Source organism: Nonomuraea sp. NPDC059194, from assembly GCF_042754765.1.
Classification (GTDB): Bacteria; Actinomycetota; Actinomycetes; order Streptosporangiales; family Streptosporangiaceae; genus Nonomuraea.
In genome coordinates, this window is record NZ_JBHZBH010000003.1 from 151,482 (window position 1) to 177,426 (window position 25,945).

Genomic DNA, 25,945 nt, shown 5'->3' on the forward strand with positions numbered 1-25,945 from the left:
CGGGGGTGGCCTGCCTTTCGCCAGAGGGTCGACGACATCCTCTGACGACGTGATGGGGCGATCGGATGGCGGCGTTGGCGAATCGTTATCGCAGGCAGGGGAGAACGTTGGGATATGCCGCGAATACCGTTGCCCGCCGCCCCCGCTGCCCCCCAAAGGACGCCAGCCCCGTCCTTCGGGTGGGCCGCGCTCAGGGGGCGGGCCTGGTCATCGACAGCACGTCCAGGACCGCGTCGAGCTCAGCCTCCGAGATGGTGCCGTTGGCGACGTGGCCGCGCTCGATGACCACCTCGCGGATGGTCTTGCGCTCGGCCAGCGCCTGCTTCGCGATCTTGGCGGCCTCCTCGTAGCCGACGTGCCGGTTCAGCGGCGTGACGATCGACGGCGAGGACTCGGCGTACTCGCGCAGCCGCTCGGTGTTGGCGGTGATCCCGGAGACGCAGCGGTCGGCCAGCAGGCGGGAGACGTTGGCGAGCAGGCCGATCGACTCCAGGATGTTCCTGGCGATGACGGGGAGCATGACGTTCAGCTCGAAGTTGCCCGAGGCGCCCGCGAAGGTGATGGCCGCGTCGTTGCCGATGACCTGGGCGGCGACCATGGCCGTGGCCTCGGGGATCACCGGGTTGACCTTGCCCGGCATGATCGAGGAGCCCGGCTGGAGGTCGGGCAGGTTGATCTCGCCGAGCCCGGCGCGCGGGCCAGAGCCCATCCACCGCAGGTCGTTGGCGATCTTGTTCAGGGAGACGGCGACGACCTTCAGCTGGCCGGACAGCTCGACGATCGCGTCCTGGCTGCTCTGGGCCTCGAAGTGGTCCTCGGCCTCGACGAACTTGATGCCGGTCGCTTCGCTGAGCTTCTCGATCGCCTTCGCCGCGAAGCCGGGCGGGGTGTTGATGCCGGTGCCGACGGCCGTACCGCCGAGCGGGAGCTCGACCACGTGGACGAGGGCGGACTTGACGCGGTTGACGCCGTGCTCGACCTGGGAGGCGTACCCGGCGAACTCCTGGCCGAGCGTCACGGGAGTGGCGTCCATGAGGTGGGTCCTGCCGGACTTCACCGCCTCGGCGAACTCCGTCGACTTCGCACGCAGCGCGATCGCCAGGTGCTGCAACGAGGGGACCAGGTGGAAGACGACCTCGGTGGCGGCGGCGACCCGGATCGAGGTGGGGAACACGTCGTTGGACGACTGCGAGGCGTTGACGTGGTCGTTCGGGTGCACGGGACGGCCGAGCCGCTCCTGCGCCAGCGTGGCGACGACCTCGTTGGCGTTCATGTTCGAGGAGGTGCCCGAGCCGGTCTGGAACACGTCGATGGGGAAGTGCGCGTCGTACTCGTTCTCCGCGACGTCGGCGGCGGCCTGGGCGACGGCCTCGGCCACGTTCTTGTCGAGGACTCCCAGCTCGGCGTTCACCTCGGCGGCCACCGCCTTGATCAGGCCGAGGGCGGCGATGTGAGAGGGCTCCAGGCGGCGTCCCGAAATGGGAAAGTTCTCCACGGCTCGCTGGGTCTGGGCGCGCCAGCGGGCGTCCACCGGGACGCGGACCTCACCCATGGAGTCGTGCTCGATCCGGAATTCACTCATGGATCCAAGTCTGTGCGATCCGGATCGAGCGCGGCGTGCCGGGGGTCAGGAGACAGCGTCCCTGGGTCGGGGACGGCGTGCCTGGGTGTGGAGATGGCGTTCCCGGTCAGGAGATGGCGGCGATGACGAGGATCGCGATCACGGCGAGCGCGACGATGGCGACGCCGATGAGGATGAGGACGCCCGCCCTGTTGCCTTCCTGCTCGCCCTCCTGTCCCGGCGCGCCGCCTCCCGCGATCGCGAACAGGTCGGTGCCCAGCCCGGGCTGGCGGTCGGGATGGTCGCTCCCGTACCCGACCGGCGCAGCCGGTACGGCGGGGCCGCCCTGTCCAGGGTGCATGCCGTTGCGCTGGGCGGCGGGCGGCGGGCCCGCGTATCCGGCGAACCCAGGCCCACCGGGACCAGGCTGCCCACCGGGACCCCCTGGACCGACTCGGACGCCCGGACCGACCCCTGGACCACCCGGGCCGACCTGCCCACCGGGGCCAGGCTGGACGCCGGGATGCCCGCCAGGACCGGCCTGACCACCGGGCCCGGGCTGCCCGACTACCGGACCGGCCGCTGGACCCGCCGGGCCCGCTCCCGGGCCCGCGAACGCCCCCCTGCCGTCCTGGCCTGCCGGTCCTGAGAACGCGCCAGGCCCCTGCTGGCCTGCGGGTCCTGAGAACGCTCCAGGGCCGCCCGCCTCGCCGTACGGACGCTGGCCCTGGGTGGCGGGCGCGGCGCCGGGCGGCGGATAGACCGGCTTGTCGGCGCGGGTGTTGGGGAGGGTCAGCCGTGAGGTGACGATGGCGCCCTCGTCCACCGGCCCGGCGGGCTGGGGCTCGGGCTGAGGTACGGGCTTGGGTCGCTGCACGGCCATGGTCCTGTCTGGGTCGAATGCCTCCATCACCTTCGGGATGTCGGTGGTCGGCGTGTCGGCCACCATCCGCAGCAGGGTCTCCGCCTTGGCCGCGGTCAGCCGCAGGCGGTGGTCCTTGTTCAGCATCCCTTCGAGCACCGGGCGCAGCGCTCCCGCCTGGGTGGGCGGGTCGGCGCTCTCCGTCATCAGCGCGGCCAGCGTCTCGGCCACCGTCGCGCGCTCGTAGGCGGGCCTGCCCTCCACCGCGAAGTAGAGGGTCGCGCCGAGCGACCAGATGTCGGACTCCGCGCCCGTGTACTCGCCGCGAGCCCGCTCGGGAGCCGTGTAGCCGGGGGAGCCGATCACCATGCCGGTCTTGGTCAGGCGGGTGTCGCCCTCGGCCTTGGCGATGCCGAAGTCGGTGAGAACGACCCTGCCGTTCTCGGTGATGAGCACGTTGCCCGGCTTGACGTCGCGGTGCGTGACGCCCTGCGCGTGGGCGGCGCGCAGCGCGCCCAGCAGGTCGACGCCGATCTCGGCGACCAGCCGGGGTGGCAGCGGCCCCTCCTCCTCGATGACCTGCTCCATGGAGCGGGCCTCGACGAGCTCCATGATGATCCACGGACTGTTGTCCTGGATGAGCACGTCGTGAATCGAGGCCACGGACGGGTGACTGATCCGCGCGGCGGTACGGCCCTCGCGGACCATGCGCTCGCGCAGTTCGGCACGCTGCTCCTCGGTGAGCCCAGGATCCTGGCGGATCTCCTTGATCGCCACCTCGCGGCCGAGGGCACGGTCGTGGGCCCGCCACACGGTTCCCATCGTCCCTCTGCCGATCGGAGTGATCAGCTCATAGCGTTCCGCGAGCAGGCGCGTCTGCTGTTCCGGCATGAGAAGAAGATATCTATTCTCGCTTGGAGAACGCTTTAACCACGCTTGCGAAGTTCACGCGGCCAAAAGCGTCGAGGGAGGAACAACTTTATCACTGTGGCCATAAATCGGGCGTAGGCGCTGGGGGTGGGGCGCTGCTCGACGACCTTCCTGTGGACGCCCTCGCCAGGCCTGCGATGCGCCCGGGGGAGCGGGACCACGGGGGTCGGCGCGGTCGTCTCCGCCCGGTGCAGGCCGCGGTGGGTGGGCCTGCGCGCCGGGCCGGGGCGCGGGATCCTGCCGGTCCTGGTGGCCAGCGGGTCTTCCGCCGCCCCTCCGGCCGCGACCCGCGCCAGCATGAGCGAGGCGCGCACCGAGTCGAGCCTGGTGGCCGGGTCGATCCTGAGCAGGGCGTCGAGCACGGGCGCGAGCGGCCCGGCCTTGAGCATGGGGATGGGCTCGCCGCTGGTGAGCGCGGCCAGGGCGGCGGCCGCCGTACGCCTGCCGTGCAGGCCCCTGCCCTCGACGGCGGTGTAGAGGGTCGCGCCGAGCGACCACAGGTCCGCGGCGGGGCTGGCCTTGGCGCCGAGCACCCGCTCGGGCGCGATGTATCCGGCCGAGCCGAGCACAATGCCCGCCTGCGTGATGGAGGCGTCGCCCTCCATGGCGGCCAGGCCGAAGTCGGTGAGCACCGCCCTGTCGTCGGTGACCAGCACGTTGCTGGGCTTGACGTCGCGGTGGAGGATGCCCTTGGCATGGACGGCCCGCAGCGCGCCGAGCACCTGCCTGCCGATCTCGGCGGCCCTGCGCGGCGGCAGCGGCCCCTCCTCCATGATGAGCTGCTCCAGGGACCTGGCCTGGAGCAGCTCCATCACGATCCAGGGACGTTCGTCCTCGGTGACGACGTCGAAGACGGTGATCACCGAAGGATGGGCGACCATCGCCGTGGCCCTGCCCTCGCGTTCGGTGCGCGCGCAGAGCTCGGCCCTCAGCTCCTCGTCGAGGACCGTGGGCAGGCGCACCTCCTTGACCGCTACGTAACGGTCGAGCAACTCATCGTGCGCTCGCCAAACCGTGCCCATACCGCCGCGGCCGACCGGCTCCATGAGCCGATAGCGCGCGGCTAGGAGGTAACCGGACGGCGCACGCATGGCAGGCAGCTTACCTATTTGCGGAAACCGACCAGTAGAGGCCGGGCCGATAAAAAGTTGCGAACTTCGGTCAACCCGCCTGACTCGTCACGTCAGCAAACCTCTTGGCGACATCGTTCCAGTTCACCAGGCCCCAGAGCTTCTCCACATAGTCGGGGCGCACGTTGCGGTACTGGAGGTAGTACGCGTGCTCCCAGGCGTCGAAGACCAGCAGCGGCGTGGTGTTCATGCCGACGTTGCCGTGGTGGTCGTAGACCTGCTCGACCACCAGGCGCCCGCCGAGCGGCTCGTAGGCCAGCACGCCCCACCCCGAGCCCTGCACGCCGCTGGTGGCGGCGGTCAGCTGCTTCTGGAAGGCCTCGAAGGTGCCGAAGTGCTCGTCGATCGCGTCGCGCAGCGCGCCGTCGGGGCGGTCGCCGCCGTCGGGGGACAGGTTCTCCCAGAAGATCGAGTGGAGCACGTGGCCGGAGAGGTGGAAGGCGAACGTCTTCTCCAGGCCGACGAGACCGCCGAACTGCTCCTTGTCGCGAGCCTCGGCCAACTGCTCAAGAGTGTCGTTGGCGCCCTTGACGTAGGCGGCGTGGTGCTTGGCGTGGTGCAGTTCGAGGATCTCGCCGGTGATCGCGGGCTCGAGCGCCGCGTAGTCGTAGGGCATGTCAGGAAGGGTGTAGGCACCCATGATCCACCTCCAAGTGATCAATGCCTCTCGACACTATTGCAAGGAGTTCGCATCTGCATCAGACCATAGGCTTAGGACTCCACCTTGTTGCGAACTTCTCGCAACTACCTCAGAATGGCAGTGTCAGTTTGGTCCTGTGTGCGGCGGGCGGGTCCACCCCGCCCGCCGCACGCGCACGGGCTTGACGCCTTCGCGGTCAGCGGATTGCAAGCTGGATGTCAGCGCCTCGACGCACCCTGAATCCATGAACCGATCTGCCACAAAATCCATCGAATCTGTCGGTGGCGACCGTCATCATGAAGGTAGAGAGGTTCAGCGGAACCACGAAGGCATCCGGCAGCGTTGGAGTGGGAAACACACGATCTCCAGCGCGAAGGGAGCCCTCCAGGGCGACGAGGCCCACCACATGAATAACCCAGGAGAGTCATCTGAGAGGTGCATGATGTGCAGTCACCGACCCGCTTGCCCCGCCGCCGACGCGGCCGACCGTGAGGCGTCGCACGTGATCGCGTCCCATCCCGACCAGGGCTGGAGCCTGCTGTGCAACGGTGTGGTCCTGTTCGAGGACACCGGTCTGCTGCTGCCCGACGGCTCCGTCGTCGCCCCCCACCGCGGCCTGGTCGCCGCCTGACTCACCGACGAAGGTGCGGTCGTCCGAGACCGACCACACCTCGGTGAGCAGGCCGCGCGTCACCGTAGAAGGTACGCGCCCCTCACCGACCCACCTCGGTGAGCCGGCACCCGCGGAAGGTGCCGGCCCCCTCGACCAGACGAGTCAGCGCCGCCCGATGGACAGCACGGGCCCTGTCCGATCGGTGAAGAAGTCGTCACCCTTGTCGTCGACGACGATGAACGCGGGGAAGTCCTCCACCTCGATCTTCCACACCGCTTCCATGCCCAGCTCGGGATACTCCAGGACCTCGACCTTCCTGATGCAGTCCTGCGCCAGCCGCGCGGCAGGCCCGCCGATGGAACCGAGATAGAAGCCGCCGTACTTCTGGCACGCCTCGGTGACCTGCTTGGACCTGTTGCCCTTGGCCAGCATGACCATGGATCCGCCCTCGGCCTGGAAGCGCTCGACGTAGGAGTCCATGCGCCCGGCGGTCGTCGGCCCGAAGGAGCCCGACGCGTAGCCCGTCGGGGTCTTGGCGGGGCCCGCGTAGTAGACGGCGTGGTCCTTCAGGTAGTCGGGCATCCGGCCGCCGCCGTCGAGCAGCTCGGCGATCTTGGCGTGGGCGATGTCGCGGGCCACCACCAGCGGCCCGGAGAGCGACAGGCGCGTCTTGACCGGGTACCTGGTCAGCTCGGCGAGGATCTCCCGCATCGGGCGGTTGAGGTCGACCTTCACCACGTCGTCGGACAGGTGCTCGTCGGTCGTCTCCGGCAGGAAGCGCGCGGGGTCGGTCTCCAGCTTCTCCAGGAAGACGCCCTCAGGCGTGATCTTGGCCAGCGCCTGCCTGTCGGCCGAGCAGGAGACGGCGATCGCCACGGGGCAGGACGCGCCGTGCCGCGGCAGGCGGATGACGCGCACGTCGTGGCAGAAGTACTTGCCGCCGAACTGGGCGCCGATGCCGAGCTTCTGCGTCAGCTCGAACACCTTCTGCTCCATCTCCAGGTCACGGAAGCCGTGGCCGGAGGCCGAACCCTCGGTCGGGATCGAGTCGAGGTAGCGGGCGCTGGCGTACTTGGCGGTCTTCAGCGCGTACTCGGCGCTGGTGCCGCCGATGACCACCGCGAGATGGTACGGCGGGCACGCCGCGGTGCCGAGCGAGCGGATCTTCTCCTCGAGGAAGGCCAGCATGCGCTTCTCGTTCAGGACCGCCTTGGTCTCCTGGTAGAGGAACGACTTGTTGGCCGAGCCGCCGCCCTTGGCCATGAACAGCAGCTTGTACTCGTCGGCGTGCCCGTGGGGGTCCTCGGCGTACAGCTCGATCTGGGCGGGCAGGTTGTCGCCGGTGTTCTTCTCCTCCCACATGGTGAGCGGAGCCATCTGCGAGTAGCGCAGGTTGAGCTTGGTGTAGGCGTCGTAGACGCCGCGCGAGATCGCCTCGGCGTCGCGGCCGTCGGTCAGCACGTGGCGGCCCCGCTTGCCCATGACGATCGCCGTGCCGGTGTCCTGGCACATGGGCAGCACGCCTCCGGCGGAGATGGAGGCGTTCTTGAGCAGGTCGAGCGCGACGAACCGGTCGTTGCCGCTCGACTCGGGGTCATCGACGATCTTCCGCAGCTGGGCCAGGTGACTGGCGCGTAGAAAGTGGGAGATGTCGTGGACGGCCGTCTCGGTGAGCAGCCGCAACGCCTCCGGGTCGACCTCCAGGAAGCTGCGTCCCGCAGCCTCGACCTTCCGCACCCCCTCGCTGGTGATCAGCCGATACTCGGTGTCGTCGGCGCCTAGCGGAAGCAGGTCGGTGTAGTCGAACTGGGGCATGTCCCTCGATCCTTTCGGTCCTCCTAGAGGGTACGGCTTGGCGTACGCCAGAAAGAACCGCGGGACGAACCGGGCGATTTTTCCGATTCATGGGGCCACAGAGGTGTCCCTGTGGGGCGGATCGGCCGAACGTTTAGGGGAGGAGGGACGTCATGGAACTGCCCATCTTCTTCATGATCGGATTCGCGCTCCTCGTCGTGGGCCTGCTCGGCCTGGCCGTCGTCCTCATCGTCTTGTCGGGCATCAAGAGCGGCCAGTGGCAGGTAGGGGAACACCATCCACATCGGCGGGTCTGGCGCCACCACTGAGGCCGACGACGATACCGGCGATGACCAGCGCCGCGCCCAGCAGGTCGGGCGCGCTCGGCACGGCGACGCCGAGCGCGAGCCCCGTGACGATCGCGCCGACCGGGATCAGCCCCGCGAACAGGCCGGCCGTACCGGGACCGAGCTTGGGCAGCGAGGAGTACCACAGGAAGAAGGCGATAGTCGTCACCACCACCGCGAGGTAGGCGAAGCCGAGCCCCTCGGCCAGGGTGGGGACGCGCAGCATTCCGGAGCCCTCCACCGCCAGCCCGATCACGACCAGCAGGGGTACGGCCAGGGCCGTCGAGTAGGCCGAGACCCGCATCGCGCCGAGCTTGGGCAGCAGGGGGATGGCCAGCATGGAGAAGCTGACCTCCCCGACGAGCGCGCCCAGGGACCACAGCAGGCCGGGCAGGTCGCCGCTGCCGAGACCGGCGGCCAGGACGGCGCCGGCCACCACGAATCCGGCCCCGGCCAGCAGCCTCGGCGCGGGCCGCCCGCCCAGCAGGGCCAGCACCAGCGGGACGGTGCCCAGCACCGTGCCGGGAAGGGCCGGGCCCGCGTGCCTGGTGGCCTCGATGACGCACACGTTGAAGATGACCAGGCCGAAGACCGACAGCCCGGCGAGCAGCAGCGTCTCGCGTGCGGTGAGCCTGACGAAGCGGTGGCCGGCCAGGCGCGTGACCAGGAGCAGGATGACCGCCGCGGCCAGGTAGCGGACGGCCTGCCCGCCGTACACCGGATAGTTCTGGATCAGCCCCGAGACCCCCGCGAGGGTGCCGACGAGGAACATGGCGGTGGCCGCCCCGATGACGCCGTTTCTCATGTACGGCATGCTAGGAATCGAATGGTTCGCCCAGACAGTCCAATGATGCGGCAAATGAGGGGACCAATTGGCCGACCTCCATATCCCGATAAATCGTGATCTAGGGGCGCTCGCCGGGCAGATCGCGGGGAACCTTCGCGACTCGATCAGGCAGGGCAGGCTCGAACCCGGCACCAGGCTGCCCGCCAGCAGGGAGCTGGCGGGCGATCTCAACGTCTCCAGGGGCGTGGTGGTCGAGGCCTACGAGCAGCTTGTCGCCGAGGGCTTCCTGCTGGCCAGGGTCGGCGCGGGCACCGTGGTCGCGCCGATGGCCCGCAGGGAGCCCGAGCCGGTCGATGCCCGCGAGTGCGCCCCCTACCACGGGCGCCGGGCCACCTCGCCCGACCTGAGCGGCTTCCCCCGCGAACGCTGGCTGGCCGCGCTCAAGCACGTGCTGACCACGATGCCGGGCGACGCCTTCGACTACTGCGACCCCGGCGGTGTCATCGAGCTGCGCGAGGAGCTGGCGAGCTACCTCAAGCGGGTGCGCGCCGCCGACGTCAGCCCCGACAACCTGGTGATCGTCGGCGGGGTGGCCCAGGGGTTGAGCCTGCTGCTGCACGTGCTGAACGGCCCCAGGCTCGGCGTCGAGGACCCGACGAGCCACCGGCAGGTCCCGCTGCTCAGGAGGACGGGCGCCGAACTGGTGCCGGTACCCGTCGACGAGGAGGGCCTCGACGTCAGCAGGCTGGACGGTGTGGAGGCCGTGCTCGTCACCCCCGCGCACCAGTACCCGACGGGCGTGGTGCTCTCGCCCGCCCGCAGGGCGGCGCTGATGGAGTGGGGCGGCCTGGTGCTGGAGGACGACTACGACGCCGAGTTCAGGTTCGATCGCGATCCCGTCGGCTGCCTGCAGGGCCTGGCGCCCGACCGGGTGATCCTGTCGGGCAGCGTCAGCAAGTCGCTGGCACCCGGGCTGCGGCTCGGCTGGCTGGCCGCGCCCCCTGACCTGGCCGACGCCGTACGGCGGGCCAGGGGCGAGTTCGACCTCGGCTCTCCCGTCATCGAGCAGTACGCGCTGGCCCACTTCCTGCGCTCGGGCGGCTACGACCGCAACCTGCGCCGGATGCGCAGGGAGTACAGGAGGCGCCGCGACGCGCTGGTCAGGGCGCTGGCCGAACACCTGCCCGAGGTGAGCGTGCGCGGGATCGAGGCGGGCCTGCACGCCTACCTCGACCTGCCGCGGTCGTGGGACGAGCGGGCGGTGGCGGCCGCGGCCGAGGCCGAGGGGCTGTCGGCGGAGCCGGTGGGGCCGATGCGCTTCGCGCAGGGGCCGCCCGCGGTCGTGGTCGGGTTCGCCCGGTTGCCCGCCCACAGGGCCTCTGAAGTGGTAAGACGGCTAAAGGTAAGAATGTCTGGACAAAGAATGGGATAGAAGGTTAGAAAGAGATCCCCGACTCCCTTGGAGGCGTCATGCGTGTCGGTCTGCTGGGTTTAGGCAGGATTGGGGCTTTTCATGCTGAAACCCTGGCCGCGCATCCGCTGGTGGACGACCTGATCGTGTGGGATCCGGTGCGCAGCTCCCCCTACGGCAGGGAGGGCGACCCGTTCGAGGCCGACGCGCTGGTCATCGCCACGCCCACCAGCACCCACGCCGACCTGTTGATCAAGGCGTGCCGCCTCGGGATCCCGGTCTTCTGCGAGAAACCGGTCGCACCCACGGTCGACGAGACGCTGAAGGTGCTGGAGGCGAGCGCGGGCAACAGGGTGCAGATCGGTTTCCAGCGCCGCTTCGACCCCGGCTACGTCGCGGCGGCCGCCGCGCTGCGCGCGGGAGAGCTCGGCGACCTGCACAGGATCCACCTGCTGACCGCCGACCCCTCACCCCCGCCCGCCGAGTACATCCCCATGTCAGGGGGCATCTACCGGGATTGCCACATTCACGACTTCGACATCCTGCGCTGGGTGACGGGTAGGGAGGTGGCGAGCGTCTACGCCACGGGCGCCAACAGGGGCGCCGACTTCTTCAAGGAGGCGGGCGACGTGGACACCAGCGCGGCCCTGCTCACGCTCGACGACGGCACCCTGGTCACCCTCCAGGGTTCCAGGTACAACGGCGCGGGCTACGACGTGCGGATGGAGCTGGCCGGCACCCGCCGTACCCAGGTCGTCGGCCTGGACCCGCGGGCCCCGCTGACCAGCGCCGAGGGGCTGCAGCCGCCCGGCGAGCCGTGGCCCGACTTCGTCACCCGCTTCCGCGCGGCCTACGTGGCGGAGATCGACGGCTTCCTCACCAGCAGGACGAGCCCGTGCACCATCGAGGACGCGCTCGCCGCTCTCTACATCGCGGAAGCCGCGGAGAAGTCGCGCAGGGAAGGCCGCGTCGTCGCTGTCGAGGAGGTCAGCACATGAAGATCGCTGGAGCGCCGATCTCGTGGGGCGTGTGCGAGGTGCCGGACTGGGGTCATCAGCTGGAACGCGAGCGGGTGCTCGCCGAGATGCGCGCACTCGGCCTGACCGCCACCGAGCTCGGCCCCGACGGCTTCCTGCCGCCCTCGCCCACGCACAGGAAGGCACTGCTGGAGGAGTACGGCCTGCGCGCCGTCGGCGGGTTCCTGCCGTGCGTGCTGCACGACCAGGGACACGACCCGCTGCCGGGGATACGGGCCCGCATGCGCGACTTCGCCGAGGGCGACGTCGAGGTCATGGTGCTGGCCGCCGACAGCGGGGGCGACGGCTACGACCAGCGCCCCGAGCTCGACGCCGCGGGGTGGAAGACGCTGCTGGACAACCTCGACCGGATCACCGCCGAGGCGCGCGAGTTCGGCCGTACGGTCACCCTCCACCCGCACGTCGGCACCATAGTCGAGACGCGGGAGGAGGTGGAGCGGGTGGTGGACGGCTCGGCCGTACCGCTGTGCCTGGACACCGGGCACCTGCTGATCGGCGGCACCGACCCGCTGGAGCTGACCAGGAGAGACCCCGGCAGGATCGCGCACGTCCACCTCAAGGACGTCGACGCCGCGATCGCGGAGCGGGTCGGCGAGGGCGGCCTCACCTACACCGAGGCGGTGAAGGCCGGCGTCTACCGGCCGCTCGGGCAGGGCGACGTCGACATCGCCGCCATCGTGGCGACGCTGGACAAGACCGGCTACGACGGCTGGTACGTCATGGAGCAGGACGTGGTCCTGTCGAGCGACGCCGACGACCCGCAGCGCTGGGTCAGGCAGAGCATCGCCTACCTGGACGGCCTCGCATGATCGACGTCCTGACGATGGGACGCGTCGGGGTCGATGTCTACCCCCTTCAGGTCGGGGTGTCGCTGCGCGAGGTCGAGACGTTCGGCAAGTACCTGGGCGGCTCGCCGACCAACGTCGCGGTGGCCGCCTCGAGGCTCGGCGAGCGCGCGGCGGTCATCACCAGGACGGGCGCCGACCCGTTCGGCGCCTTCGTCCACGACGCGCTGCGCTCCTACGGCGTGGACGACTCGTTCGTGACGGAGGTGGAGGGCCTGCCGACCCCCGTGACATTCTGCGAGATCCGGCCGCCGGAAGACTTCCCGCTGTACTTCTACCGCTATCCCAAGGCTCCCGACCTGGTGATCCACCCGGAGGAGCTGCCGCTCGACGCGGTCAGGACGGCCAGGTTGTTCTGGTCGACGGTCACGGGGCTGTCGGAGGAGCCTTCGCGAGCCGCCCACTTCGCCGCCTGGCGGGCGCGGGGCCGCACCACGCACACGGTGCTAGACCTCGACTACCGGCCGATGTTCTGGGGCTCGGCCCAGGACGCCATGCACCAGGTGCGCAGGGCGCTCGGGCACGTCACCGTCGCCGTGGGCAACGTGGACGAGGTCGAGGTGGCCACCGGGACGCGGGAGCCGTACAAGGCGGGCCGGATCCTGCTGGAGGCAGGAGTCGAGCTCGCGGTGATCAAGCGGGGGAGCGCGGGCGTGGTCGGGATGAGCGCCGCGGAGAGCGTCGAGGTCCCGCCGGTCGAGGTCGAGGTCGTCAACGGGCTCGGCGCGGGCGACGCCTTCGGCGGCGCGCTGTGCCACGGACTGCTGGCGGGCTGGCCGCTGGAGCGGATGCTGCGCTTCGCCAACACCGCGGGCGCGATCGTGGCGGGACGGCTGGCCTGCGCCCCCGCGATGCCCACCGTCGAGGAGGTGCTCGCGCATGGGTGACTACCGGCAGATCCAGGAGATCAGGGCCCGCCACCCCGAACGGGTCGCGCAGGCGGCGGCGGTGCGCAGGCGCAGGCCGCTGCTCGGCGAGCGCGACCAGCTCATGATCATCGCGGCCGACCATCCGGCGCGCGGCGCGCTCGCCGTCGGCGGCCGGCCGCTGGCCATGGGCAGCCGCGTCGAGCTGCTCGACCGGCTGCGCACCGCGCTGGCCAGGCCCGGCGTGGACGGCCTGCTGGCCACCCCCGACATCATCGAGGACCTGCTGCTGCTCGGCGAACTCGACGACAAGGTGGTCATCGGCTCGATGAACCGCGGCGGCATCCAGGGCGCGGTGTTCGAGTTCGACGACAGATTCACCGCCTACGACACGGCCGCGATCGTGCGCATGCGGCTCGACGGCGGCAAGATGCTGTGCAGGATCGCCCTCGACGAGCCAGGCACCGCGGCCACGCTGTCGGCCTGCTCCCAGGCGGTCAGCGAGCTGGCAGGGGAAGGACTGGTCGCCATGGTCGAGCCGTTCTGGTCGCGGCGCTCCGGCCACGACCTGACCCCCGAGGGCGTCATCAGGGCGATCAACGTCGGCCAGGCGCTCGGCACCACCTCGGCCCGCACCTGGCTGAAGATCCCCGTCGTCGAGGACATGGAGCGCGTCATGCGGGCGACCACGCTGCCGACGCTGCTGCTCGGCGGCGACCCCGGCGACACCCCCGACCTGGCCTACGCCGCCTGGCGCAAGGCCCTGCGCCTGCCCGGCGTGCGCGGGCTCGTGGTCGGCCGCGCCCTGCTCTACCCGCCCGACGACGACGTGGCCGCCGCCGTCGACACCGCCGTCGCGATGCTGGAGGTCACATGACGTTCATCCCGGCAGGCAGCACCGCCCGCTCGCCGTGGGCACTGGAGATCACTCCCGAGAGCGCCGGGTGGACCTACTCCGGGCTGCGCACGCTGAACCTGTCGGGGGAGACCGTCTCCTTCCGCACGGGTTCGGAGGAGATGCTGGTGCTGCCGCTGTCCGGTTCGTGCATGGTGGAGGCCGACGGCGTACGGCTGGCGCTCCAGGGCCGCCGCTCGGTCTTCGAGTCGGTCACCGACTTCGCCTACCTGCCCATCAACGCCGAGGTCAGGGTCCGCGGCGAGGGCCGGTTCGCGCTGCCGTCCGCGGTCGCCACCAGGCGCTTTCCCGTCAGGTACGGCCCGGCGGAGAAGGTGCCGGTCGAGATCCGCGGCGCGGGAGCGGCCTCCCGCCAGGTCAACAACTTCTGCGCGCCCGACGCCTTCGACTGCGACAAGCTCGTCTCCGTCGAGGTGCTCACGCCCGCGGGCAACTGGTCGTCCTACCCCCCGCACAAGCACGACACCGCCTCCGAGCGCGAGGCGGTGCTGGAGGAGATCTACTACTTCGAGGGCGGCCCCGGCTACCAGCGCGTCTACGGCGCCCACGAGGTGCTGGCCGAGGTGTCGTCGGGCGACGTGGTGCTGGTGCCGCGCGGTTACCACGGCCCCTCGATGGCGCCGCCCGGCTACGACCTCTACTACCTCAACGTGCTGGCCGGGCCCGCGCAGGAGCGTTCGATGGCCTTCTGCGACGACCCCCGCCACGCCTGGATCCGCGGCACCTGGGAGCAGCAGCAGGTCGACCCCAGGCTGCCCTTCGGGAGGAACCGATGAGACTCACGGTGGCCCAGGCGCTGGTCCGCTTCCTCGCCCAGCAGTACTCCGAGCGCGACGGCGTGGAACACCGGCTCATCGAGGGCTGTTTCGGGATCTTCGGCCACGGCAACGTGGCCGGGATCGGCCAGGCGCTGGCCACGCAGGCCGCCCAGATGCCGTACTACCTGGCCCGCAACGAGCAGGCGATGGTCCACACCGCCGTCGGGTTTGCCAGGATGCGGGATCGGATGTCCACGTTCGCGTGCACCTCCTCGATCGGCCCAGGCGCGACGAACATGGTCACGGGCGCGGCGCTGGCCACCATCAACCGCATCCCCGTGCTGCTGCTGCCCGGCGACATCTTCGCCACCAGGGTCGCCAACCCGGTGCTCCAGGAGCTGGAGGACCCGCGCTCCCTCGACGTCAGCGTGAACGACGCATTCAAGCCGGTCTCGCGCTACTTCGACCGGATCAACCGGCCCGAGCAGCTTCCCTCCGCGCTCATGCAGGCCATGCGCGTGCTCACCGACCCCGCCGAGACCGGCGCGGTCACGCTCGCGCTGCCCCAGGACGTGCAGGCCGAGGCCCACGACTGGCCCGCCGCGCTGTTCGAGCGGCGCGTCTGGCACGTGGCCCGCCCCGAGCCCGAACTCGCCGCGCTGTCCCGCGCGATCGAGCTGCTGCGCTCCTCCTCGCGGCCGCTCATCGTCGCGGGCGGCGGCGTGATCTACAGCGGCGCGACCGACGCGCTGCGCGACTTCGCCGCCGCCCATGGCGTGCCCGTCGCCGAGACACAGGCGGGCAAGGGCGCGATGCCGTGGGACTCGCCGCTGGCCGTCGGCGCCATCGGTCACACCGGTACGGCTGCCGCCAACGAGCTGGCCCGCACGGCCGACCTGGTCATCGGCGTCGGCACCAGATACACCGACTTCACCACCGCCTCACGAACGCTGTTCGGCGGGGCCCGCTTCCTCAACATCAACGTGACGGCCTTCGACGCGGCCAAGAACGGCGCGGTCATGCTCGTCGCCGACGCCCGCTCCGCGCTCGAATCGCTGGCCGTGCCGGGCTGGCGGGCCGACCCCGGGTGGAGCGCCAGGGCGGGCGCGCTGGCCGCGGCCTGGTGGTCGTCGATCAGCGCCGACGCCGCGCTCACCCAGGAGGCGGTGCTGGAGGAGCTGTGGTCGGCGATGCATCCGACCGACGTGGTCGTGAACGCGGCGGGCTCGATGCCCGGCGACCTCCACAGGCTGTGGAAACCGCGCGACGTCAAGGGCTACCACGTCGAGTACGGCTACTCCTGCATGGGCTACGAGATCGCGGGCGGGCTCGGGGTGAAGCTGGCGGCACCGGCGCGCGAGGTGTTCGTCCTGGTCGGTGATGGTTCGTACCTGATGATGGCGCAGGAGATCGCGACCGCCGTCCAGGAGGAGGTGAAGCTGGTCATCGTCCTCGTGGACAACCACGGCTTCGCCTCCATCGGCAACCTGTCGGAGTCCGTCGGGGCCAGGCGGCTCGGCACCTCCTACCGGATGCGGGGGCCTTCGGGGCAGCTCGACGGGGCCTACCTGCCGGTCGACCTGGCGGCCAACGCGGCCAGCCTGGGAGCGGACGTGCTCAGGGCCGACGACCGGGAGTCGCTGCGGGCGGCGCTGGTGAAGGCCCGCGAGGCGGCCCGGACGACGGTGGTGTACGTGGAGCCGCTGCCGGGCTCATCGGCGCCGCCGTCGGGGGCGTGGTGGGACGTGCCGGTCGCCGACGAACCCGGCGAGATCCACGACCGCTACCGAGAGGCCAAACGCCACCAACACCCCTACCTCTGACCCACGCCCTGACCCCGGCCCGCCCTGTGGTCCGGCCCGCACTCCCGAAGGACCGCAGCCGTCGCCTCCCTGAGGTGACCGTCAACGGGATCGGGGTCAGGCTGCGGGCTGGGGTTGGACGCGGGGCTCGAAGCCGCGAGCCAGCACCACGATCGCCCCCGCCAGCACCAGCGGCGCCGCGAACGCCACCCGCATGTCCGAGAAGTCGGCGATGCCGCCCACCAGCGCCGCCCCCACGATGAACCCGACGTAGTTGAACAGGTTGACCCGCGCGATCGCCACCCCCGTCCCAGCGGGGTCGAGCCGTCCGGCCGCCGAGAACGACTGCGGCGCCACCACCGCGAGCCCCATCCCCGTCAACCCGAACGCCACGATCGCCAGCGGCTGGGAAGGCGCGAACACCACTCCGGCGAACCCGAGCGTCGCGATCACGCCACCGATGCGCACGATCGCCGCGGGGCCGTACCGCCGCACGGTGAGGTCGCCGCCGAGCCGTACGAGGAGGGTGGCCGCCTGGTAGGCCCCGTACGCCAGCGGCGCCACGCTCGCGCTCGCGAGCAGGATGTTCTCCATGTAGACGCCGTGGAAGTTGGAGACGGCGGCGTCGCCGACGTACAGGAAGCCCATCGCGAGGCACAGCGGCATGATCGGCCCCCAGTGAACGCGGCCCGAGGCGGCCTTGACCTCCACCGGGACCTTCTCCTCGCCGATCGTGCACAGATGGGGCGCGGCCAGCAGCGAGCCCGCGACGGCGGCGACCATCGGGATGGCCGTCATCACGGGCAGCGTGAGGCCGAGCGCGTTGGCCAGCGCCACCCACAGCGCCCCGACCAGGCTCGTCGCGCTCCACGCGGCGTGGAATCCGTTGAGCACCGCTCTGCCGTACATCCGCTCGACGGCCACGCCCTGCATGTTCATGCCCGCGTCGACCGCGCCGACGGCCAGCCCGAACAGGACCAGTGCGGCCAGCAGTTGCGGGATGTCGGCGGCGAGCCCGGCGGCGACCACGGACACGGCGACGGCGGGCTGGGACAGGCGCAGCAGCCACCTGCTGCCCTTGCGCGCGGCGAGAGCGCCCGCCGTCACGCTGCCCACTCCGGCCAGCACCGGCACCACGAGGAGGAGCAGGGTCAGATCGCCTTCGCTGAGGCCGTGCTTGTTCTGCAAGGTAGCGACCTGGGTCAGGAGCGTCGCGAAGCTCAGACCCTGGACGGCGAAGACCGCGAACGTGGCCATTCTGGCCTGGCGGTGACGCACGGGTACCTCCCTGCTCGGGGGGAAACATGAGGCTGCGTCAGGTTAGTCCTCTGTCCGTGCTCTTCGCTAGATCCCTGTTACTCAGTGGTCGGTAGGTTTTTGGCTGTTTTGTGACCCTGTTAGGGTGTCCGCGTGCGTCGACGGGGATATGCGTCAGGCGAGGCGAGGCGCGAACGGATCCTCGCCCTCGCTCTCCAGGAGTTCGCGGAGTACGGCTACCGCGGGGCCTCCCTCGCCAGGATCGCCGAGCGCGCCGAGCTCACGCAGGCCGGGTTGCTCCACCACTTCAAGAGCAAGGAACTGCTGCTCGTCGCCGTCCTGGAGTATCGCGACGAGGTCGACACCCGCCGATTCGACCTGGAGCAGGCGAGTGGGGCGGCGGCGCTGCGCGCGCTGGCCGACGTGGTCGACTACAACGCCAGGGTTCCGGGGCTGGTGCAGCTCTTCTCGGTGATCAGCGGGGAGGCGGTCACGGCCGACCATCCCGGGCACGCCTGGGCACTGGCCCGTTACCGGCGGCTACGGCAGGCGCTGGCGGACGCGCTGCGGCGGGGGATCGACAGCGGCGAACTCCGTGCGGAACTGGACGCGGAGGCGCACGCCGACCGGGTGATCGCCATGATGGACGGCCTGCAGACGCAGTGGCTGATCGACCCCGAGCAGGTCGACATGGCGGCGATCTTCCGGGGCTACGTCGAGGACGTGATCGACAGCCTGAAAGCCAGGTGACACCACGCCGCCTGCCGCCCCGGAGGAGCCGGGTCGGGTCACAGGTGGGCTCGGGGTCGCGTGGTGACCTCTCCCGGTAGGGGCGCTGAGCCGTTCGACACCGCCCTGGAGGCCGCCCACACGCCCAGCGCGAGCAGCGCGCCCACCTCCGTGGCCGCCAGCCCTCGCTCGACCAGCCCGAGCGGCATCACCTGCCACCACGCCATGCCGCTTCCGTTGCCGATCGCGATCATCGTCGCGATGCCCGCCACCCACAGCAGCGACGCGCCGCCCAGCACGAACGCCGCCAGCGCCGCCCGCGGATGCCTGCGCCAGCTCCGCGCGATCAGCATCGCCGCCAACGGCAGGCACAGGAATGCGACCAGGCTGCCCATCCGGTGGATGCTGCCGCTCAGGCTCGGCCCCACCGACCAGTCGTGCTTGGGGAACCACGCCACCACCAGCAGGCCGAGGCTCCAGCCCAGGAGCGCGACGAGGCCCAGCGCTCCCGCCAGCCGCCGGCGCAGCAGCGACACCCCGATCGCCACGGAGCCGAGGGCCAGCAGCGCCACTCCGAGCCCGAAGACCCAGGCCTGGTCACCGAGCCCGTGCTCGCTGATCGTCCGCCGAAGCGGGTTGATCTCGCTCAGGTAGGCGACGTCCAGCCCGACGATGACGACGGCGCCCGCCGCCACCGCGGCCAGCCCTGCACGTGCGGGTCCCTCCACAACCGCTCCTTTCCCCCGGGTGGTGCCGGTGTAACGACCGGAAGCGGAGATCGATTCCCATTCCTTGAAGACTCAAAGAAACTGGCTGGATTCCGATCCGAGCACTCGATCGTGCTGATGAGAGGGGCCTACAGGTGCTGATAGCGGCTGTCAGCACGTTATCCGTCCGCTGTTAGCGGCTCCCGGCATCGTTGCTCCCGTCGAGAACAGAGGGAGTCACGATGTCATACGCGATCCGGGCCGAGGGCCTGGTCAAACGGTACGGGGACACGGTCGCGCTGAACGGCGTGGACCTGGAGGTGCCGGCCGGGAAGGTGGTCGGCGTGCTAGGCCCGAACGGCGCCGGCAAGACCACCACCGTGCGGATCCTGGCCACCCTGCTGCGCCCCGACGCCGGATGGGCCACGATCGGCGGCCACGACGTGGTCCGCGACCCGGTCCGGGTTCGCGCGTTGATCGGGCTGACCGGCCAGTACGCCTCGGTCGACGAGACGCTCTCAGGGATGCAGAACCTCGTCCTGCTGGGCCGCCTGCTCAACCTCTCGACGCGGCAGGCCCGGGCCAGGGCCGCCGACCTGCTGGAGCGTTTCGAGCTCACCGACGCGGCCACCCGCCCGATCGCGACCTTCTCCGGCGGCATGCGGCGCCGGCTGGATCTGGCAGCCAGCCTGGTCGGCCGGCCGCAGGTGCTGTTCCTGGACGAGCCGACCACCGGCCTGGACCCGCACACGCGCAACGGACTCTGGGACGTGGTGCGCGCCCTGGTCGCCGACGGCACCACGGTGCTCCTGACCACCCAGTACCTGGAAGAGGCCGACCAGCTCGCCGACCGCATCACGGTCGTCGACCAGGGCCGCGTCGTGGCAGAGGGCCGGCCCGGCGACCTCAAGCGCCGCATCGGGGGGCAGATCCTGCACGTCCGCCCGACTCTGGCGGCCGACGTCGAGGCCGTCGCTGGGTTCCTCACCCAGCTCACCGGCCTCACCCCGACCCGCGACGCCAACACCGGCCTGCTGTCGGTCCCCGCCGCCGATCCCATCCTGGTCTCCGCCCTCGTCCGGCAACTGGACGCGGCCGGCATCAGCGCCGACGAGCTGGGCCTGCGCCTGCCCAGCCTGGATGAAGTCTTCCTGGCCATGACCCGCCAGAGCACCTCCGCCGAAAGGACCGCGGCATGAGCGCCTCCACCGTCGCACAGCCCTACGCCCCGCACCACGCCGCCCGCCCCGCCCCGCTGCGGGTCGGCCCGCTGCAAGCCGTACGGCACGGCCTCGCGCTGGCCGGGCGCGGCGTCGCCAGGCTCCGCACGTCGCCGGCCATGCTCGCCGACGTCATCCTGACGCCGGTGGTGTTCCTGCTCATGTTCGTGTACCTGTTCGGCGGCGCCATCGGCGGCGGCGACCCGGACGCCTACCTGCAGACGGTCGTGCCCGGCATCATGGTCATGACCGTCTTCCAGGCCAGCATCGGCATCGGGGTCTCGCTGAACGCCGATGCCGGCACCGGCGTCTTCGACCGCTTCCGCAGCATGCCCATCGCCCGCTCCGCACCCCTGATCGGCGCGGTGCTGGCGGACCTGGTCCGCTACGTGGTGGCGCTGGCCGTCCTGCTCGGCCTGGCCTTCGCCATGGGCTACCGGGTGCAGACCACCTTCGCCGCGCTGCCGGTCGCCATCGCCGTGCTGCTCGTCTTCGGGCTGAGCTTCAGCTGGATCTCCGTCTACCTCGGCATGCTGGTGAAGTCGCCCGGCGCGGTGCAGGGCATGATGACCATCCTCATCCTGCCTCTCACCTTCGCCAGCAACGTCTTCGTCCCCTCCCAGACCATGCCCGGCTGGCTGCAGGCCTGGTCCGGTGTCAATCCCGTCAGCCTCATGGCCGAGACGCTGCGCGGCCTGATGAACGGCGGCGCCGTCGCCGGCCCGCTGCTGGGCAGCCTGGCCTGGATGGCCGCCGCCGTCGCGATCTTCTTCCCGCTGGCCATGCGCGCCTACCGCAGGAACGCCGCCTGACCTCTCACGACGCCACCGGCTGGCCCGCCTCTTCGGTCAGCCGGTTCAGCGCGTCCTGGCGAGGCATGGTGGCGCCGCGGTCGAAGGCGGCGTGGAAGCCGTCCTCGCCGAGCGCTTCGACGAGCCGGCCGATCAGCTGGACGATCTCCGGATCGCCACTGTAGAGCGCGCCGCGGATCACCTGCGACATCCCCAGCGCGGTGGCGGCGCCGGCCGGGTCGCCCTCCAGCACGAGCACCCCGCTCAGCAGCTCGGCGGCCCACGCGGTGCCGTTGGCGTTGCCGTAGGCCATCAGGCCGCGGATCGCCCTGGGCAGCAGGCCGCGCGTCGGGCCTGCGTCCCCCGCCGCCAGCCGGGCCGCCAGCCGCTCCGCCGCCAGCAGGTCCCTGCCCAGTTCTTCGGGGAAGAGCATCCGGTGCAGGACCGCCTCCCCCTGGTCCAGGGCCTGATCCGCCTGGTCGAACTCGCCCGCCCGGCGATGCGCGCTGCACAGGTAGATCAGCAGGCTGTTCTCCATCCGCCGGTGGCCCAGTGCCCTGGCCTGGCGCCGAGCGGCGGTGATGTCGCGTACGGCGCCCTCGATGTCACCGCTGCGCATCCGCGCCGTGGACAGCGCGGCCCAGGCGTAGTACAAGTGCTCCTCCGTGCCGAGTTCTGTGGCAACGGCCAGCGCCCGCTCGTAGAGGGCGATGGTCTGCTGGTACTCGCCCCGCAGGCTGTGCTCCCGGCCCAGGGAGAGACAGCTCATCACCAGACCCCAGCGGTCGCCCACCTCCTCGAAACCGCGCAGCGCCTCCCGCCGGTTCTCGCGGCCGGTGTCCGGGTCGCCCTGCTCGATCAGGAGGAAGTCGCGGGCCCAGTGCGCGCTGGCGCGCACCCAGGGGTCGTCATGATGGAGCGCCTCCTCCAACTGGCCGTCGTCACCGGCCATGTGTGAGATGCGCAGCAGCGGCAGCGCGGGGTGGAAGCCGAGCGCCGCCGACGTGTCGACGTCGGGACGCGGCAGCTCGGCGGACGGGCGGGCGGCGGCGAGCCTGACCACCTGGAAGGCGGCGCGAGTCGTCTCCGGCAGGCGGTCGCCGAGCGCGAGCACCTCGCCGAGGAAGGTCTCGAACTGGGTGCTCATTCCTCTGATGCCCCAGTACCAGAACATGGCCCTGACGAAGCGCGCGGCGGCGGTCGCCTCCCCTGCCTCCAGCACTCCGCGCAGCGCGTACACCAGGTTGTCGTGCTCGGCGTCGAAGACCGCGATCGCCTCCAGTTGCTCGCGCCTGCGCAGCAGCGGCTCCTGCTCTTCGGCCAGTGCGAGGAAGTACCGGGTGAACCCGGCGAAGACCTCCTCACCGGACTCGGCCAGCTGGGCGGCGGCATAGGCGCGGATGGTCTCCAGCATCCGGTACCGCTCACCGTCCTGCTGGACCAGCGACTTCTCCACCAGCGAGCCGATCACGTACACCACGTCGTCGGCGGGCAGGGAAGCGTCCGCGCAGACGTGCTCCAGCGCGGTCAGGGTGGCGCCGCCAGGGAAGGCCGACAGCCGGCGAGCCAGCGTCCGCTCCTGCTCGTCCAGCAGGTCCCAGCTCCACCCGACCACCGCCAGCAGCGTCCGCTGGCGGGGCAGCGCGTTCCTGCTGCCCACAGTGAGCAGCCGGAAGCGGTCGTCGAGGCGGCGGGCGACCTGGTCGACGCTCATCGACCGCATGCGCGCCGCGGCCAGCTCCAGGGCCAGCGGCATCCCGTCCAGCTGGCGGCAGATCTCCACCACGGCCCGGGCCGTACCGGCGTCGAGCGTGAAGTCTGGACGGACGCCGGCGCACCGCCGCCGAGTCCGCCGCCTCGGCCGGTTCCGGATCGGCGGGCGGCAGCTCCAGCGGCCCCAGATGGCACAGGGCCTCCCCGGTGATCGCCAGCGGCTCCCTGCTCGTGGCCAGGATCCTGAGCTGCGGCAGCCGGTCGAGCAACCGCGCGGCCAGATCGGCGGCCGCCTCCACCACGTGCTCGCAGTTGTCGAGCACCAGCAGAGCGTCGCCGACGTCCAGCAGCCCGGCCATCCGGTCGACCGCGGCGACCTGCTGCATCCCGCCGCCGTCGTACAGGCCGTTCAACGCGCCCAGCACCGCGTCGGGCAGTTGGTCGCCCGCGCCGACTCCGGCCAGCGGCACGAACCAGATCCGGCCCTGTCCATGCGCCCGGTCGCGGGCCGCCGCCTCCAGCGACAGCCGCGTCTTGCCCGCACCGCCCGGCCCCACGATCGTGACCAGCCTGGAGGTCGGCATCAGCGCCGCCAGGCGGCCCAGCTCGCGCTCGCGGCCGACGAAGCTGGTCAGCGCGGCCGGCAGCCGCGACGGCGCCGCCTGCCGGTCCGGCTGTACGGCAGGCCGGTCCAGCTCGCCGCGAAGCAGCGCCAGGTGGGTCTCCTGGAGTTCGGGCGAGGGGTCGATCCCGAGCTCGTCGGCGAGCCTGGCACGGATCTCCTCGTAGACCGCCAACGCCTCGGACTGGCGGCCCGCGGCTGACAGCGCGCGCATCCGCAGTTCCGCCAGCCGCTCGCGGAGCGGGTCCGCCGCAGCGGCGGTGGTGAGGTCGGCCAGCACCTCGGCGTGGCGGCCGAGCCGTACCTCCGCGTCCAGGCGATCCTCGACCGCGGCGGCGCGTATGCCGTCGAGGCGGGTGGCCAGGTTGCGGGCGAACGGCGCGTCCAGCACGTCGGCCAGTGCCGCGCCTTGCCACAGCCCGAGAGCGGCGCCCAGCAGCGTGGCCGCCTCCTTGGCGCGGCCGCCAGCCAGCTCCCGCCTGCCCTGCGTGACGAGCTCCTCGAACCGGTTGACGTCCACATCCTCGGCGCGCACCGGCAGCCGGTAGCCGCCGGCCACTAACTCAACGCCTCCGGCCGCCCCCAGCGCCTTGCGCAGCCGCGACACCAGACCCTGCAGCGCGCTGGACGCACCCGCCGGCGCCTCCTCGCCCCACAGATCGTCGATCAGCGACTCGGCCGACACCGGACGGCCGGCCTCCGCCGACAGCCGGGCCAGCAACATTCGGAGCCGCACGCCGCCGATCTCGATCGGCGCGGCGTCGTCGGCAAAGGCCTGAACAGGACCAAGGAGGACAACTCGCACGGGCGTAGCTTCCCAGAGGTTCTCAGGGTGGTCGACAGGGGGGCGGCACTCTGCGCAGGCCGTATCAGTGCCACCGGCGAGCGGGGTGTCCGGCGTCAGTCGATCAGGCGGGCGCGCATCTTCCACACCGCCAGCACCCACATGAGCGCGGCGTAGGCGACGAGCACCACCGTGTGCCCGAGATCGTCCACGCCCAGCTGCCCGAACACCGCTCCGCGCACCAGTTCCACGCAGTGGTAGAGCGGGTTGAGCTGGGCCGCCGTCGCCACCCACGCGGGCAGCTGTGTCACCGGGAAGAACGTGCCCGCCACCATGAACATCGGCGTGAGCGCGCCCGTGATGACGTAGTCGAAGGTGTTGATCGACGGCACGATCGCCGACACCCACACCCCGAACAGCGCGAACACCAGCCCGGTCAGGAACCCGATGAACGGCACGAGCAGCATGCCCCAGCTCGGGTCGAGGCCGAAGGCGATGCCGACCAGCATGGGCGCGCAGCCGTACACGCCTGCCTTGACGGCCAGCCACGACGCCTCGGCCGTCACCAGCTCCCTGACGTCGACGGGCGCGGCCAGCATCGCGTCGTAGGTGTGCTGGAACGTGCGGCGGATGAAGGTGTTGAACATGCCACCGAAGGCCCCGATGAACAGCACCGCCGTGGCCACCACGCCGGTCGCGACGAAGTCGCGGTAGTCGTAGCCGTAGAGGGCGCCGACCACGGAGCCGAAACCGTAGCCGAACGCCAGCAGATAGATGGTCGGTTCGGTCATGGCGGCGAACGAGGTCGAGGCCCAGTAGCGGCGGTAGAGAGCCAGCTCGCGCCGCCAGACGGCACGCACGGGGGCGAACTCCATCATTCGACCGCCTCTCCTGTCAGCACGACGAAGACGTCCTCCAGGTTGGCGGGGCGCCGGACGTCGGGCGCGCCCAGCTCCTCCTCCAGCGAGCTGGGAAGCTGGTCTGCCTTCAGCAGCGAGATCGACGGGCCCGTCCTGCGGGTGGGGACGCCCGCGGCGGCGGCCAGCGCGGCGATCTCCGCCTGCCGCTGCTGGGAGGCGTAGTGCTCGGCGACCTGCGCGCCGGCGTGCTCCTTGATCAGCTCCTCGGGCGAGCCCCTGGCGACGATGCGGCCATGGGACATCAGCGCGCAGTCGTCGGCCAGCCGTTCGGCCTCCTCGATGTAGTGGGTGGACATCAGCGTCGTGACGCCCTCCTCGCGCAGCCGTACGATCAACGACCACAGCTCCTGGCGCACCTGCGGATCGAGGCCGACGGTCGGCTCGTCGAGCAGCACCAGCCGTGGCTGGTGGACCAGACCGCGGGCGATCAGCAGCCGCCTGCGCATTCCTCCTGACAGGTTGACGGTGCGGGTGGCGGCCCTGTCGGTGAGCTGGGCGATCCCCAGCGCCCGGTCGACCGCCGCGCGCCGCTCGGCGCGGGGGACGCGGTAGAGGTGGGCGAACACCTCCAGGTTCTCCCTGGCGGTGAGCTCCTCGTCGAGGTTGTCGAGCTGGGGGACGACGCCCATGAGCGCCCTCGCGCGCTTGGACTCCTTGGGCAGCCGCAGGCCGAGCACCTGGATCTCGCCCTCGTCGGCCAGCGACTGGGCGGTGAGCAGGCGCATCGTGGTGGACTTGCCGGCGCCGTTGGGGCCCAGGAGGCCGAGGCAGCTGCCTTCGGGAACCTCCAGGTCGAGCCCGTCGACGGCGATGACGTCGGGGTAACGCTTGGTCACACCTCGCAACACGATCGCGTGCATAGACGCCACGATAGGCAACGCCACCGACAAACGCCTGGGGTTA

The 25,945-nt window shown here is 71.0% G+C and carries 22 protein-coding genes; 11 read left to right on the forward strand and 11 right to left on the reverse strand.

All coding sequences use genetic code 11. The features are described from left to right. Window positions 1-190: 190 nt before the first annotated feature. The 4 genes from ACFXJ8_RS06065 to ACFXJ8_RS06080 all read right to left on the reverse strand — a co-directional run bounded on the left by ACFXJ8_RS06065 (window position 191) and on the right by ACFXJ8_RS06080 (window position 5,123). A complete protein-coding gene (locus tag ACFXJ8_RS06065) occupies window positions 191-1,582 on the reverse strand; it encodes a class II fumarate hydratase (protein WP_379642708.1) in 1,392 nt (463 codons plus the stop codon). A 106-nt stretch (window positions 1,583-1,688) separates the two neighbouring features. Continuing rightward, complete coding sequence (locus tag ACFXJ8_RS06070) at window positions 1,689-3,314, reverse strand: serine/threonine-protein kinase (protein ID WP_379642709.1); 1,626 nt, start codon at window positions 3,312-3,314, stop codon at window positions 1,689-1,691. A gap of 35 nt (window positions 3,315-3,349) precedes the next feature. After that, on the reverse strand, window positions 3,350-4,444 hold the full coding sequence (locus ACFXJ8_RS06075; protein WP_379642710.1) for a serine/threonine-protein kinase: 1,095 nt from the start codon (window positions 4,442-4,444) through the stop codon (window positions 3,350-3,352). A gap of 70 nt (window positions 4,445-4,514) precedes the next feature. Continuing rightward, complete coding sequence (locus tag ACFXJ8_RS06080) at window positions 4,515-5,123, reverse strand: superoxide dismutase (protein ID WP_379642711.1); 609 nt, start codon at window positions 5,121-5,123, stop codon at window positions 4,515-4,517. A gap of 442 nt (window positions 5,124-5,565) precedes the next feature. Here ACFXJ8_RS06080 and ACFXJ8_RS06085 point away from each other — a divergent pair, with 442 nt between their 5' ends. Next, window positions 5,566-5,754 (forward strand): DUF5999 family protein, encoded by a 189-nt coding sequence (locus tag ACFXJ8_RS06085; protein ID WP_379642712.1) that lies wholly within the window; start codon window positions 5,566-5,568, stop codon window positions 5,752-5,754. A 144-nt stretch (window positions 5,755-5,898) separates the two neighbouring features. On the opposite strand, the gene ACFXJ8_RS06090 is transcribed toward ACFXJ8_RS06085, so the two are convergent. Beyond that, complete coding sequence (locus tag ACFXJ8_RS06090) at window positions 5,899-7,551, reverse strand: fumarate hydratase (RefSeq protein WP_379642713.1); 1,653 nt, start codon at window positions 7,549-7,551, stop codon at window positions 5,899-5,901. Window positions 7,552-7,794: 243 nt separating this feature from the next. Beyond that, window positions 7,795-8,682 carry a DMT family transporter gene (locus ACFXJ8_RS06095; RefSeq protein ID WP_379642714.1) on the reverse strand — a complete coding sequence of 296 codons (888 nt, stop codon included), beginning with the start codon at window positions 8,680-8,682 and terminating at the stop codon, window positions 7,795-7,797. Window positions 8,683-8,749: 67 nt separating this feature from the next. Here ACFXJ8_RS06095 and ACFXJ8_RS06100 point away from each other — a divergent pair, with 67 nt between their 5' ends. The 7 genes from ACFXJ8_RS06100 to iolD are packed head-to-tail and all read left to right on the forward strand — an operon-like array spanning window position 8,750 to window position 16,320. Then, entirely contained in the window at window positions 8,750-10,096 is a 1,347-nt protein-coding gene (locus tag ACFXJ8_RS06100; RefSeq protein WP_379642715.1) for a PLP-dependent aminotransferase family protein, read from the forward strand. A gap of 38 nt (window positions 10,097-10,134) precedes the next feature. After that, a complete protein-coding gene (locus ACFXJ8_RS06105; protein WP_379642716.1) occupies window positions 10,135-11,073 on the forward strand; it encodes a Gfo/Idh/MocA family oxidoreductase in 939 nt (312 codons plus the stop codon). Beyond that, window positions 11,070-11,921, forward strand: coding sequence for a TIM barrel protein (locus ACFXJ8_RS06110; RefSeq protein WP_379642717.1), 852 nt, complete (start codon window positions 11,070-11,072; stop codon window positions 11,919-11,921). The genes ACFXJ8_RS06105 and ACFXJ8_RS06110 overlap by 4 nt, the downstream gene beginning before the upstream one ends. Continuing rightward, a complete protein-coding gene (gene iolC, locus ACFXJ8_RS06115) occupies window positions 11,918-12,844 on the forward strand; it encodes a 5-dehydro-2-deoxygluconokinase (protein WP_379642718.1) in 927 nt (308 codons plus the stop codon). Before ACFXJ8_RS06110 ends, iolC begins: the two co-directional genes overlap by 4 nt. Next, window positions 12,837-13,700, forward strand: coding sequence for a deoxyribose-phosphate aldolase (locus tag ACFXJ8_RS06120; RefSeq protein ID WP_379642719.1), 864 nt, complete (start codon window positions 12,837-12,839; stop codon window positions 13,698-13,700). The genes iolC and ACFXJ8_RS06120 overlap by 8 nt, the downstream gene beginning before the upstream one ends. After that, window positions 13,697-14,515 (forward strand): 5-deoxy-glucuronate isomerase, encoded by an 819-nt coding sequence (gene iolB, locus ACFXJ8_RS06125; protein WP_379642720.1) that lies wholly within the window; start codon window positions 13,697-13,699, stop codon window positions 14,513-14,515. Before ACFXJ8_RS06120 ends, iolB begins: the two co-directional genes overlap by 4 nt. Next, window positions 14,512-16,320 (forward strand): 3D-(3,5/4)-trihydroxycyclohexane-1,2-dione acylhydrolase (decyclizing), encoded by a 1,809-nt coding sequence (gene iolD, locus ACFXJ8_RS06130; protein WP_379642721.1) that lies wholly within the window; start codon window positions 14,512-14,514, stop codon window positions 16,318-16,320. Before iolB ends, iolD begins: the two co-directional genes overlap by 4 nt. Before the next feature lie 96 nt (window positions 16,321-16,416). Here iolD and ACFXJ8_RS06135 read toward each other — a convergent pair whose 3' ends face one another. Further along, window positions 16,417-17,577: an MFS transporter gene (locus ACFXJ8_RS06135; RefSeq protein ID WP_379642722.1), complete on the reverse strand. Its 1,161-nt coding sequence runs from the start codon at window positions 17,575-17,577 to the stop codon at window positions 16,417-16,419. A gap of 132 nt (window positions 17,578-17,709) precedes the next feature. Between ACFXJ8_RS06135 and ACFXJ8_RS06140 the strand changes: the two genes are divergently transcribed. After that, window positions 17,710-18,306, forward strand: coding sequence for a TetR/AcrR family transcriptional regulator (locus ACFXJ8_RS06140; protein WP_379642723.1), 597 nt, complete (start codon window positions 17,710-17,712; stop codon window positions 18,304-18,306). Between the two features lie 38 nt (window positions 18,307-18,344). Here ACFXJ8_RS06140 and ACFXJ8_RS06145 read toward each other — a convergent pair whose 3' ends face one another. Continuing rightward, a complete protein-coding gene (locus ACFXJ8_RS06145; protein WP_379642724.1) occupies window positions 18,345-19,013 on the reverse strand; it encodes a DUF998 domain-containing protein in 669 nt (222 codons plus the stop codon). A 221-nt stretch (window positions 19,014-19,234) separates the two neighbouring features. Between ACFXJ8_RS06145 and ACFXJ8_RS06150 the strand changes: the two genes are divergently transcribed. Both ACFXJ8_RS06150 and ACFXJ8_RS06155 read left to right on the forward strand, forming a co-directional pair. Beyond that, window positions 19,235-20,191 (forward strand): ATP-binding cassette domain-containing protein, encoded by a 957-nt coding sequence (locus tag ACFXJ8_RS06150; RefSeq protein WP_379642725.1) that lies wholly within the window; start codon window positions 19,235-19,237, stop codon window positions 20,189-20,191. Further along, on the forward strand, window positions 20,188-21,024 hold the full coding sequence (locus tag ACFXJ8_RS06155; RefSeq protein ID WP_379642726.1) for an ABC transporter permease: 837 nt from the start codon (window positions 20,188-20,190) through the stop codon (window positions 21,022-21,024). The genes ACFXJ8_RS06150 and ACFXJ8_RS06155 overlap by 4 nt, the downstream gene beginning before the upstream one ends. A 1,403-nt stretch (window positions 21,025-22,427) precedes the next feature. Here the strand turns inward: ACFXJ8_RS06155 and ACFXJ8_RS06160 are convergent. The 3 genes from ACFXJ8_RS06160 to ACFXJ8_RS06170 form a co-directional block, all read right to left on the reverse strand. Next, window positions 22,428-24,143 carry a BTAD domain-containing putative transcriptional regulator gene (locus ACFXJ8_RS06160; RefSeq protein ID WP_379642727.1) on the reverse strand — a complete coding sequence of 572 codons (1,716 nt, stop codon included), beginning with the start codon at window positions 24,141-24,143 and terminating at the stop codon, window positions 22,428-22,430. A 95-nt stretch (window positions 24,144-24,238) separates the two neighbouring features. Then, a complete protein-coding gene (locus tag ACFXJ8_RS06165) occupies window positions 24,239-25,000 on the reverse strand; it encodes an ABC transporter permease (protein WP_379642728.1) in 762 nt (253 codons plus the stop codon). Next, entirely contained in the window at window positions 24,997-25,902 is a 906-nt protein-coding gene (locus ACFXJ8_RS06170) for an ABC transporter ATP-binding protein (protein WP_379642729.1), read from the reverse strand. The genes ACFXJ8_RS06165 and ACFXJ8_RS06170 overlap by 4 nt, the downstream gene beginning before the upstream one ends. Between the last annotated feature and the right edge of the window lie 43 nt (window positions 25,903-25,945).